The sequence below is a fragment of the Kitasatospora sp. NPDC034533 genome (assembly GCF_055575155.1).
Window position 1 is genome coordinate 48,839 of sequence record NZ_JBVITE010000056.1, and the last position, 11,171, is coordinate 60,009.

Consider the following 11,171-nt stretch of genomic DNA (forward strand, 5'->3'; position numbering starts at 1 on the left):
AGTCGCCCGTGGCCGGGCCCGTCGCCCTCGGCGGCGGCCCGCGCCACGGGCGACCTCCTTTTCAGGGCCCCGGCTTTTCAGGGCCCCGGCCCCAGCCCGCTCTACAGGGCCCCGGTCTCAGCTCGCCACCGGGTAGCGGGCGGCCCACTGGAGGCCCTCCGGGGTCCGCCGGTCGTGCAGTTCGGTGCCGTGCACCAGCTCCATCACGAAGTCGTCGGCGAGTTCGAGGATCGCCCCGCGTCCTTCAAGTCCGGCCAGCAGGCCGGGCGGCAGGGCGGTGTCCCCGTGCAGCACCCCGAGCAGGTTGCCGCAGATCGCGCCGGTGGAGTCGCTGTCCCCGGAGTGGTTGACCGCGAGCAGCAGGCCCGAGCGCACGTCGTGCGCGACCAGCGCGCAGTAGACCGCGATCGCCAGTGCCTCCTCGGCGACCCAGCCCTCCCCCAGCGCCTCGACCCGGTCGGCGGACGGCTCGCCGGCCCGCACCGCGTCCAGGGCGGCCCGCAGTGCGGCGGTGGTCTCCTCGTGCGCCTGCCGCTCGGAGAGCAGCGCGAGCGCCAGGTGCACGCCCTCCTCCAGGGTGCCGCCGCGGGCGACGGACTGGACGATCACCGCGAACGCGCCCGCCGCGAGGTAGCCGGTGGGGTGCCCGTGGGTGAGCACCGAGCACTCCACCGCGAGCTGGAACACCAGGCCCGGCTCCCAGGTGGTGAGCAGCCCGAAGGGGGCCGCCCGCACCACCGTGCCGCAGCCCTTGGAGTGCGGGTTCTTGGGCAGCTCCAGGGTGCCGAGGCGTTCGCCGTCGGCTCCGGTGAGGCCGGACAGGCAGCCCTGGCCGGGAGCCCGCTGGGCGTACAGCCACTCCTCGCGGCCGAGCCAGCCGAGGTCCGGGCGGCGCTCGTCCGGGCCCCAGTCGCGCTGGGTGGCGGCCCAGCGCAGGTAGGCCAGGTGCAGGTCGGTGGGCGGGTGCCAGCTGCCGGTGTCGCGCCGGACGTGGGCCCGGATCAGCCCGTCGACCGTGAAGAGGCTGAGCTGGGTGTCGTCGGTGACGGCGCCGGTGCGCCCGTACGCGGGGACGTAGCCGGTGACGCCCTGCGGGCCGTACTGGGCCCGGATCCTCTCCAGCGAGTCGAACTCGACGCCGGCGCCCAGCGCGTCGCCGATGGCACCGCCGAGCAGACAGCCCCGCACCCGGCTGCGGTAGTCCTGCTGCTGGGCGCGTGACCACAGTGGCAACACGACGGGGTGCCTTTCCTCGGGTGCGGGGGTCCGCGCGATGCCGGGCCGTGCCGCGCGCCCTCGAACCCTAATCGAAGAGCCGATCGAAGCGGCCCCGTCCCCCGGGTTCGCCGGCCCGGTCCGGCCGCCACCCTCGGCCCTACCCCGGCCCCGCCCAGGCCGCCGTCCCCGGCCACCGCCGGGAGCGGCGGCCGGGGACGGACCCGGGCTCAGTCCAGCACCGGCAGCAGCTTCGGCAGGTGCCCGTCCGAGGCCAGCGCCGCGGCCCGCCGCTCGGCCGGCACCTCGCCGTAGGTGGTGGTGCGCTGGCGGTGCGGACGGCCCGCTGCCTCGGCGATCGCCTGGAGGTCGCGCACCGACTTGTAGCTCCCGTACGCCGAGCCGGCCATCCGCGAGATGGTCTCCTCCATCAGCGTGCCGCCCAGGTCGTTGGCCCCCGAGCGGAGCATCTCGGCCGCGCCCTCGGCGCCCAGCTTGACCCAGCTGGTCTGGATGTTGGGGATGTGCGGGTGCAGCAGCAGCCGGGCCATCGCGACCACCGCGCGGTTGTCCCGGGCGGTCGGGCCGGGGCGGGCGATGCCGGCCAGGTAGACCGGGGCGTTGGTGTGGACGAACGGCAGGGTCACGAACTCGGTGAAGCCTCCGGTGCGCTGCTGGATCTCCGCGAGCAGCCGCAGGTGGCCGAGCCAGTGCGCCGGGGTGTCCACGTGCCCGTACATCATCGTGGACGAGGAGCGCAGGCCCAGCTCGTGCGCGGTGGTGACGACCTCGACCCAGGTCGCGGCCGGCAGCTTGCCCTTGGTGAGCACCCAGCGGACCTCGTCGTCCAGGATCTCGGCGGCGGTGCCCGGGATGCTGTCCAGGCCCGACTCCTTGGCCCGCTGGAGCCAGTCCCGGATGGACAGCCCGGTGCGGGTCGCGCCGTTGACCACCTCCATCGGCGAGAAGGCGTGCACGTGGATGCCGGGCACCCGCTCCTTCACCGCGCGGGCGATGTCGAAGTAGGCGGTGCCGGGCAGGTCCGGGTGGATGCCGCCCTGCATGCAGACCTCGGTGGCGCCCACCTCCCAGGCCTGGGCGGCCCGGTCGGCGACCTGCTCCAGGGATAGGGTGTAGGCGTCCGCGTCGGTGCGGCGCTGGGCGAAGGCGCAGAAGCGGCAGCCGGTGTAGCAGACGTTGGTGAAGTTGATGTTCCGGGTGACGCAGTAGGTGACCTCGTCGCCGACGGCGTCCCGGCGCACGTCGTCGGCGATCCGGCACAGCGCGTCCAGGGCCGGGCCGTCCGCGTGGAACAGGGCCAGCGCCTGGTCGTCGGTCAGCTTCACCGGGTCGTCCGCGGCCACCGCGAGGGCCTCCCGCAGGTCCCCGGCCAGCCGCTCGGGGGCGCCCTGGGCGAGCACCTGCTCGCGCAGCACCTCCCAGTCGCCGTACACGTCCTCGAAGTCGGCCCGGCGGTCCCCGGTACGGCCCTCGGTGTCGATGGTGGTGTGCAGGTCGGTGCGCCCGTACGACTCCGGCAGGTCCTCGGGCTCCTGCCAGGGCAGCCCGCGGACCGGCGCCTGCGGGTTCGCCAGGCCGGTGGCCGGGTCGGCCAGCGCGCGCACGTGCGGCAGCACCCGCGGGTCCAGCCAGGGCTCGCCGCGCAGCACGTACTCGGGGTAGACGGCGAGGCGCTCGCGCAGCTCGAAGCCGGCCGCGGCGGAGCGCTCGGCGAGGCGGTCGATCTGCGGCCAGGGGCGCTCGGGGTTGACGTGGTCGGGGGTGAGCGGGGAGACGCCGCCCCAGTCGTCGATGCCGGCCGCGATCAGCCGCTCGTACTCCCCGTCCACCAGGTTCGGCGGCGCCTGGAGGCAGGCGGTGGGGCCCATCAGGTGCCGGGCGACGGCCACCGTGGCGACCAGCTCGTCCAGTTCGGCGTCCGGCATGCCGCGCATCGCGGTGTCGGGCTTGGCGCGGAAGTTCTGCAGGATCAGCTCCTGGACACCGTGGTAGGCCCGGGAGACCTTGCGCAGCGCGAACAGCGACTCGGCGCGCTCCCGGTACGTCTCGCCGATGCCGATCAGCAGGCCGCTGGTGAACGGGACGGAGCTGCGCCCGGCGTCCTCCAGCACCCGCAGCCGGACGGCCGGCTCCTTGTCCGGGGAGCCGTGGTGCGGGCCGCCGGGCTCGCTCCACAGCCGGGTGGCGGTGGTCTCCAGCATCATGCCCATCGAGGCGGAGACGGGCTTGAGCCGCTGGAAGTCCGTCCAGCTCAGCACCCCCGGGTTGAGGTGCGGCAGCAGGCCGGTCTCCTCCAGGACGCGGATCGACATGGCGCGCACGTAGGCGATGGTGTCGTCGTAGCCGTGCGCGTCCAGCCACTCGCGGGCCTCCGGCCAGCGGTCCTCGGGCTTGTCGCCGAGGGTGATCAGGGCTTCCTTGCAGCCGAGTTCGGCGCCCCGGCGGGCCACCTCCAGCACCTCGTCCGGGGACATGAACGCCCCGTGGCCGTCCCGGCGCAGCTTGCCGGGGACGGTGGCGAAGGTGCAGTAGTGGCACTTGTCGCGGCAGAGCCGGGTGAGCGGGATGAAGACGCTCTTGGAGTAGGTGATGACCCCGGGACGGCCGGCCGCTTCGAGGCCGGCGTCCCGGACCCGGGCGGCGCTCGTACACAGGTCGAGCAGGTCGTCGCCCCTGGCTTGGAGGAGCACGGCGGCCTCGGCCAGGTCGAGGGCGACGCCGTCCCGGGCGCGGCGCAGGGCGCGGCGCATCGCGTTCGCGGTCGGCGGGGTGCTGGCGTCCACGGCGGTTCCGTCCATGGCGTGACCTTATGCCAGACGTGGTACTCCGGAGGGACGGAACCCTGATGCCGTCTCAGGGTCGGTGTAGCCGTGAAGGCCACCCCGATCTGGCCCCACAGGGCGATGACGGCGCCGCCGCGGCGGCTTCTAATGGAGGAGCAAGGCCAATCACACGGGCACCCAAAGGAGTTGAGAACGCCATGATCGATGAGAAGGCGGCGGGGGACGATCCGGACGGCGGCGTGCCGTACCGCTCCCGACGGCGCGTCCTGATGCGCGCCGGGGTGCCGGTGGCGGTGGCCGCGGCGATCGCCGCGGGGGTGGGGCTGGTACCGGCGCTGGCCGCGGACGGCGCGCCCGACCTGCCGGCGGTGACGGCGGAACAGCTGGTCGCCAAGGTGCTCGGCTCCGAGACCCAGGCGCTGTCCGGGACGGTCGCGGTCTCCACCGACCTCGGCGTGCCCGGCCAGCTGCTGGGCGCGGCCGGCGGCCTCGGCGGGGCGGCCGGCGGGCACGGCGGCGACAAGGGCTCCACCGCGGACCCGCAGGCCAAGCTGCTCGGCCTGCTCGGCGGGGACCAGACGCTGCGCGTCGCGGTGGACGGTCCGGACCGCCGGCGGGTGGACGTGCTGGAGAACATGGCCGGCTACACCCTCGTCCACAACGGCGACCAGACCTGGGCCTGGGACAGCTCGTCCAACAGCGCTGTGCACACGACCGGGCGGGCCGCCGAGGGGCGGCACGCCGAGGCTCCGCTGTCCGGGCTGCCGGCCACCCCCCAGGAGGCCGCCGGGCAGTTCCTGGCCGCGAGCGCCGGCACCACCTCGGTGACGGTCGCCGGGACGGCCAAGGTGGCCGGGCAGAACGCCTACCAGCTGAGCGTGAAGCCCACCCAGTCCGGTTCGACCCTGTCCGAGGTCCGGATCTCGGTGGACGCGGACAACGGGGTGCCGCTGGCGGTGGCGGTGACGTCCACCGACGGCAGCACCGTGCTGAACGTCCGCTTCACCGAGGTGTCCTTCGCCAAGCCGGACGCCAGGACCTTCGACTTCACCGCCCCCAAGGGGGCCAAGGTGACGGACCAGAAGGCGGACGGGGCGGGCGAGGAGGCGCCGGGCGGGGCCAAGGCGCACCCGGGCACCGAGGGGCACCCGGGCGTGAACGTGATCGGCGAGGGCTGGACGACGGTCGTCACCACCCGGCTGCCCAGCGCGGTGGACACGGCGCCCCAGGGCGACGGCAAGGGCGGCAGGCACGGCGGTCGCGGGGGCGACGCGGCCCGGTCGGTGAACCCGCAGGCGCTGGTGAAGTCGCTCGGCAAGCCGGTCGACGGCGGCACCCTGGTGAGCACCAAGGTGCTCAACGTCCTGCTCACCGACGACGGCCGGGTCTTCGCCGGCGCGGTGACCCTGCCGGTCCTCCAGCACGCCGCCGGGGTGAACTGACGGATGACCAAGGCTCCCGTAACGGGGGACGTTACGGAGTCGGCCGGGGGTCCGGGCGCCGCGCCGCGCCCGGCCCCCGTTCCCGTTCCCGCCGCCTCCCCCACCCCGCCCGGCTCCCACGCCGACGACGTCATCCGGACCCGCGGCCTGACCAAGCGCTTCCGCGGCGGCCAGCTCGCCGTGGACGCCCTGGACCTGGCCGTGCCGCGCGGCTCCGTCTTCGGCTTCCTGGGCCCCAACGGCTCCGGCAAGACCACCACCATCCGGATGCTGATGGGCCTGATCGCCCCCACCTCGGGCGTGGCCACCGTGCTCGGCGAGTCGATGCCGCAGTCCGTCGCCACCGTGCTGCCCCGGGTGGGCGCCCTGATCGAGGGCCCGGCGCTGTACGGCTTCCTCTCCGGGCGGGACAACCTGGTGCGCTTCGACGCCGCCGACCCGACCGCCGACCCGCGCACCCGCCGCCGGCGCGTGGAGGCGGCGCTGGAGCGGGTCGGCCTGAGCGCCGCGGCGGGCAAGAAGGCCCGCGCGTACTCGCTGGGCATGAAGCAGCGGCTGGGCCTGGCCTCCGCGCTGCTCCAGCCGCGCGAGCTGCTGGTCCTGGACGAGCCGACCAACGGGCTGGACCCGCAGGGCATGCGGGAGATCCGGGCGCTGGTCCGGGAGGTCGCGGCGGAGGGCACCACGGTGTTCCTCTCCTCGCACCTGCTGGACGAGATCGAGCAGGTCTGCACCCACGCCGCCGTGATGTCCCGGGGCCGGCTGGTGGTGCAGGGCACCGTGGCCGAGCTGGCCGCCCGGGCGCAGGGGCGGCTGGTGGTCCGCACCCCGGACGTGGCGCGGGCCGCCGAGGTGCTCGCGGAGCACCGGATCACCGCCCTGGTGCCCGGCGAGGGCCGGGTGGACGGCGAGCCGGGCGTCCTGGACGAGGAGGCGCTGCCCAGGCTGTGCGCGGCACTGGTCGGGGCCGGGGTGCGGGTGCACGGCTTCGGGCTGGAGCGGGGCACGTTGGAGGACGCCTTCGTGGCGCTGACCGGGGAGGGCTTCGATGTCGCGGGCTGAGGCACCATCGCAGGCTGAGGCGCCGTCGCGGGCCGGGGCGCCGTCAGGGGCCGGGGCGCCGTCGCGGGCCGGCTCTCCGCCGCTCGCCGCCGGTCGGCGGCCGCAGACGGCGGCCGGGTTCCTGGCGCTGTTCCGCAGCGAGCTGCACCTGACCTTCCGCCGGATGCGCACCAAGGTGCTGCTGGCCATCCTGGCGGTGCTGCCGATCCTGATCGGGGTGGTGGTCAAGCTCAACACGGACAGCCCGCGCGACGGCGGCGGTCCGAGCTTCATCGCCCAGACCACCCAGAACGGGCTGTTCCTGGTCTTCACCGCCCTCGCGGTCGCCCTGCCGGTCTTCCTGCCGATGACGGTCGGCGTGGTCGCCGGGGACGCGGTGGCGGGCGAGGCCGCCTCCGGGACGCTGCGCTACCTGCTGGTCGCCCCGGCCGGGCGGACCAGGCTGCTGGCCGCCAAGTTCACCGCCGGGCTGGTGTTCTGCCTGGCCGCGACGGCGGCGGTCGCGGTGACGGCCCTGGCCGCGGGCGCCGCGCTCTTCCCGCTCGGCGAGGTGACGCTGCTCTCCGGGGACACCATCGGCCTCGGTGACGCGCTGCTGCGCGCGCTGCTGGTGGCGCTGGTGGTCGCGGCCTCGCTGGCCGGGCTGGTGGCGATCGGGCTGTTCGTCTCCACCCTCACCGGCAGCGGCATCGCGGCGATGGCCGCCACCGTCGGGCTGGTGGTCACCGTCCAGATCCTGGACGCCTTCCCGCAGCTGGACGCGATCAGGCCGTTCCTGTTCTCCCACTACTGGCTGAACTTCGCTGACCTGCTGCGGGCGCCGATGTACTGGGACGGGGTGCTGAAGGACCTCGGCCTCCAGGCCGCCTACGTCGCCGTGTTCGGCTCGGCCGCCTGGTCCCGCTTCACCAGCCGGGACATCAGCGCGTGACGGACTCCCGGGGCGCCTCCACCGGTGCGGGTCGCGGCACGGCCGCGGCCCGCACCGCGCGGTCGGTCCGCACCTGGCGCAGCGCGTCCCAGGTGAGCAGCGCGAGCGCGGCCCAGACCAGGCCGAAGCCGGCCCAGCGGGCGGGCGGCATCGACTCGTGGAACACCGCGACGCCGATCAGGAACTGGAACACCGGCGCGAGGTACTGGAGCAGTCCGAGCACCGTCAGCGGCACCCGGATGGCGGCGGCGCCGAAGAACAGCAGCGGGATCGCGGTGATCACCCCGCTGAGCATCAGCAGCCCGGAGTGCCCCCAGCCGTACGAGCCGGCCACCGTGTGCCCGAAGGTGCCGCGCCCGGTGGCCTCCAGGTAGACCAGGTAGCCGAGGGCGAAGGGGAACATGAAGGCGCTCTCGGCCGCCAGGCTCTCCAGCCCGCTCAGCCCGACCCGCTTCTTCAGCAGGCCGTAGGTGGCGAAGGAGAGCGCCAGGGTGAGCGCGATCCAGGGCAGCTGCCCGTAGGCGACGGTCAGCACCACGACGGCGGCGGCGCCGATGCCCACCGCCGTCCACTGGACGCCGCGCAGCCGCTCCTTGAGCACCAGGACGCCGAAGGCGATGGTCACCAGGGGGTTGATGAAGTAGCCGAGGCTGGTCTCGACCACGTGCCCGGCGTTGACGGCCCAGATGTAGACGCCCCAGTTGACCGAGATCACGGTGGCGGCGCCGGCCAGCATGGCGAGCCGGCGGGGCTGGCGCAGCAGCGGGCGTATCCAGCCCCAGTGCCGCTGGGCGATCAGCAGCAGCACCACCGCGACCAGGGACCAGACCATCCGGTTGGCCAGGATGTCGTCGGCGGCGCCCGGTTCCAGCAGCGGCCAGAACAGCGGGAACAGGCCCCAGATGCCGTACGCGGCGATGCCGTACCAGAGGCCCCGGCCGTTGTCCTGCTGTTCTGTTGCCGCCATGGCCGACCGTCCTCCCGCGCACGTGTGTCGAGGCGACGGTAGCGGCCGGGAGGGGTGACTGTCATCTCCGTTTCCGGAGTTTGGTCATGACATTGCCCGGGTGCCGGCACGCGCCCGGCCGACCCGATCCGCCACTCCGGCGGATCGGGCCGCGCGCCGGGCCCCGGCGCCGTGGGTCAGACGGCCGGCACCGCGCGTCGGGCCCCCGGCGCCGCGCGTCAGGCGGCCAGCGCCGCGCGGACGGACTCGGCCAGCGGCACGGTCGGGCGGCCGATCAGCCGGGCCAGATCGCCCGGGGTGCCGGCCAGCTCGCCGCGCGCGATGCCCGCGTCCACGTCCACCAGGGCCTCGGCGAAGCCCTGCGGCAGGCCCGCGCCGACCAGGGCGGCCAGGTGCTCGGCCGGGGTGACGTCCCGGTACTCGACCGGCTTGCCGGAGGCCGCCGACAGCTCGGCGGCCAGCTCGGGCAGGCTCCAGGCGACGTCACCGCTCAGCTCGTACACCTGTCCCCGGTGGCCCTCGCCGACCAGGACGGCGACCGCCGCGTCCGCGTAGTCGCGGCGCGGGGCGGTGGCGACCCGGCCCTGACCGGCGCTGCCGAGCACCACGCCGCGAGCCGCCGTGCCGGCCGCGTCGCCCAGGTAGTTCTCGGTGTACCAGCCGTTGCGCAGGAACACGTACGGCAGGCCGGAGGCGAGGATCAGCTCCTCGGTCGCCTTGTGCTCGTCGGCCAGCCGGAAGGTGGCGGCACCCAGGATGCCGGTGTAGGCGAGCAGCGCGACCCCGGCGGCCTCGGCGGCCTCCACCACGGCGCGGTGCTGCGGGATCCGGCGGCCGACCTCGCTGCCCGAGATCAGCAGCACCCGGTCCCCCTCGGCGAAGGCGCCGGCCAGGGTCTGCGGCTTGTCGTAGTCGACCACGCGGACGGTCACGCCGCGCGCGGCCAGGTCGGCGGCCTTCTCGGCGGAGCGGACGGCGACGGCCACCTCGCTCGCGGGGACGGCGGCCAGCAGGCCTTCGACGACGAGACGGCCGAGCTGGCCGGTGGCACCGGTGACGACGTACATGGTGATGCTCCCAGGGGATCGCTAGGGGGTTCTGACCTCGGAACTCACCCTAGGGAAAGCACTAACCTTTAGAAAGTACGCACTTAGAAGTAGGGTACTGACATGAAGGTAAGCGAGCTGAAGGAAGCCGGCCCGGCGGCGGCCGGGCTGCCCCCCGCCGACGTCTTCGACCGGATGTGCCCCTCCCGCGGCGTGCTGGAGCACGTCACCAGCCGCTGGGGCGTCCTGGTGCTCGGCGCGCTGAACGAGCGCGGCTACCGGTTCAGCGAGCTGCGCCGCAAGGTCGCCGGGGTCAGCGAGAAGATGCTCGCCCAGACCCTCCAGACGCTGGAGCGGGACGGCTTCGTGCTGCGCGAGGCGCACCCGGTGATCCCGCCGCGGGTCGACTACAGCCTCACCCCGCTGGGGCGGGAGGCGGCGGAGCTGGTCGCGGCGCTGGCGCACTGGTCGGAGCGGCGGGTACCGGAGGTCGAGGCGGCGCGCGAGGAGTACGACCGGCGGTGAGCGCGCCGGGTCGGCGGCGTCCGGACGGACGCGTCGGCTCAGCGCCGCCCGATGAGCGCGTCGAGCCCGTCCAGGACGCGGGCCAGGCCGAAGGCGTAGGCGTGCTCCGGGCTGTACGCGCCGCCGTGCGCCTCACCGGCCGCGGCCCCGACCCGGGCGGCGACCGGGTAGCGCTCGGGGTCGAAGACCCGGGCCAGCAGATCGGCGTTGGCGGCCCACCACTGCTCGTCGGTCATCGCGCTGTCCTGGCGGGCGGCGCGCTCGTCGGCGGCCATCCGGGCGCAGGTCTGGACGAAGCCGAGGAGGTGGGTCAGCGCGGCGTCCAGGTCGACGTCGGACAGCCCGGTGCCCTCGAAGGCGCGCAGCTCGTACTCGTACTTGGCCATCAGCCCGGGCCCGAGCGGCGGGCGGCTGGTGGAGACGGCGGCGACCCACGGGTGGGCGCGGTGCAGCGCGCGGTTGTCGTCCGCGACGGCGGTGACCCGGGCGCGCCAGCCGTCGTCGGCGGGGGCACTGCGCGGCATCGTGGCGTAGACGGTGTCCAGCATCAGGTCGAGCAGTTCGGCCTTGCCGGGCACGTAGGTGTAGAGCGCCATCGGGGAGAGCCCCAGCTCCTGCGCGACCCGGCGCATGGTGACGGCGTCCACGCCCTCGGCGTCGGCGAGGGCGATCGCGGCGGCGGCGATCTCCCCGGTCGACCGCGCCTGCCGGGGTCCGCGCCGGCCGGGCTTCTCCTCGGCGGTGAGGCCCCAGAGCAGGGCGAGGGTGCGTGCCGGGTCTCCTGCGCTGCTGCGGTCGGTGGCCATGGGGCCATCGTTTCACGCACCGGCGGAGGCCTTGACGGTGCGGGCGGCTACCGTCTCCCCATGAGCAGTCCCACCGGCAGCACCAGCAGCCCCTCCGGCCCCGAGCCGCTTCCCGGCACGGAGTCCGCGCAGACCCTCCGCCCGCGGGTGACCTGCCGCCGCTGCCACCGGCCGCTGCACGACCCGGAGTCGCGGATGCTGCGGCTGGGCCCGGAGTGCCGGGACCCGGCGGAGCGGGTCGCGCGGTTCGACGTCGACCAGGAGCCGCTGCCCGGGGTCTAGATGATTGATGCCAAGGGGTTCAGTGGTCGTACGCGGTGAGGGAACGCATGACGGGCTGCCCGGTCTGGTCGTTGTGCCAGATCGCGGCGGT

The 11,171-nt window shown here is 74.7% G+C and carries 10 protein-coding genes; 5 read left to right on the forward strand and 5 right to left on the reverse strand.

Going from position 1 to position 11,171, the window contains the following annotated elements; all coding sequences use genetic code 11:
- Positions 1-117: 117 nt before the first annotated feature.
- Together ACZ55U_RS30150 and ACZ55U_RS30155 are read right to left on the reverse strand one after the other, a co-directional pair.
- The gene (locus ACZ55U_RS30150; protein ID WP_465531056.1) at positions 118-1,236 is read right to left on the reverse strand and encodes an ADP-ribosylglycohydrolase family protein; all 1,119 of its coding nucleotides are present in this window, start codon (positions 1,234-1,236) and stop codon (positions 118-120) included.
- Between the two features lie 209 nt (positions 1,237-1,445).
- Entirely contained in the window at positions 1,446-4,034 is a 2,589-nt protein-coding gene (locus tag ACZ55U_RS30155; protein WP_465531058.1) for a bifunctional FO biosynthesis protein CofGH, read from the reverse strand.
- 182 nt (positions 4,035-4,216) lie between these two features.
- Between ACZ55U_RS30155 and ACZ55U_RS30160 the strand changes: the two genes are divergently transcribed.
- The 3 genes from ACZ55U_RS30160 to ACZ55U_RS30170 are packed head-to-tail and all read left to right on the forward strand — an operon-like array spanning position 4,217 to position 7,454.
- A complete protein-coding gene (locus ACZ55U_RS30160; RefSeq protein ID WP_465531060.1) occupies positions 4,217-5,461 on the forward strand; it encodes a LolA family protein in 1,245 nt (414 codons plus the stop codon).
- 3 nt (positions 5,462-5,464) lie between these two features.
- Positions 5,465-6,523, forward strand: coding sequence for an ABC transporter ATP-binding protein (locus ACZ55U_RS30165; protein WP_465531062.1), 1,059 nt, complete (start codon positions 5,465-5,467; stop codon positions 6,521-6,523).
- Positions 6,510-7,454 (forward strand): ABC transporter permease, encoded by a 945-nt coding sequence (locus tag ACZ55U_RS30170; RefSeq protein WP_465531064.1) that lies wholly within the window; start codon positions 6,510-6,512, stop codon positions 7,452-7,454. Before ACZ55U_RS30165 ends, ACZ55U_RS30170 begins: the two co-directional genes overlap by 14 nt.
- On the opposite strand, the gene rarD is transcribed toward ACZ55U_RS30170, so the two are convergent.
- Both rarD and ACZ55U_RS30180 read right to left on the reverse strand, forming a co-directional pair.
- On the reverse strand, positions 7,444-8,421 hold the full coding sequence (gene rarD / locus ACZ55U_RS30175; RefSeq protein WP_465531066.1) for an EamA family transporter RarD: 978 nt from the start codon (positions 8,419-8,421) through the stop codon (positions 7,444-7,446). The two genes, ACZ55U_RS30170 and rarD, sit on opposite strands and share 11 nt — an antisense overlap.
- Before the next feature lie 218 nt (positions 8,422-8,639).
- The gene (locus tag ACZ55U_RS30180) at positions 8,640-9,488 is read right to left on the reverse strand and encodes an SDR family oxidoreductase (protein ID WP_465531068.1); all 849 of its coding nucleotides are present in this window, start codon (positions 9,486-9,488) and stop codon (positions 8,640-8,642) included.
- A gap of 102 nt (positions 9,489-9,590) precedes the next feature.
- Here ACZ55U_RS30180 and ACZ55U_RS30185 point away from each other — a divergent pair, with 102 nt between their 5' ends.
- Positions 9,591-9,992 carry a winged helix-turn-helix transcriptional regulator gene (locus ACZ55U_RS30185; protein ID WP_465531070.1) on the forward strand — a complete coding sequence of 134 codons (402 nt, stop codon included), beginning with the start codon at positions 9,591-9,593 and terminating at the stop codon, positions 9,990-9,992.
- 38 nt (positions 9,993-10,030) lie between these two features.
- On the opposite strand, the gene ACZ55U_RS30190 is transcribed toward ACZ55U_RS30185, so the two are convergent.
- Positions 10,031-10,798 (reverse strand): TetR/AcrR family transcriptional regulator, encoded by a 768-nt coding sequence (locus ACZ55U_RS30190; protein WP_465531072.1) that lies wholly within the window; start codon positions 10,796-10,798, stop codon positions 10,031-10,033.
- A gap of 60 nt (positions 10,799-10,858) precedes the next feature.
- Between ACZ55U_RS30190 and ACZ55U_RS30195 the strand changes: the two genes are divergently transcribed.
- The gene (locus tag ACZ55U_RS30195) at positions 10,859-11,080 is read left to right on the forward strand and encodes a DUF6011 domain-containing protein (protein ID WP_465531074.1); all 222 of its coding nucleotides are present in this window, start codon (positions 10,859-10,861) and stop codon (positions 11,078-11,080) included.
- Positions 11,081-11,171 lie beyond the last annotated feature (91 nt).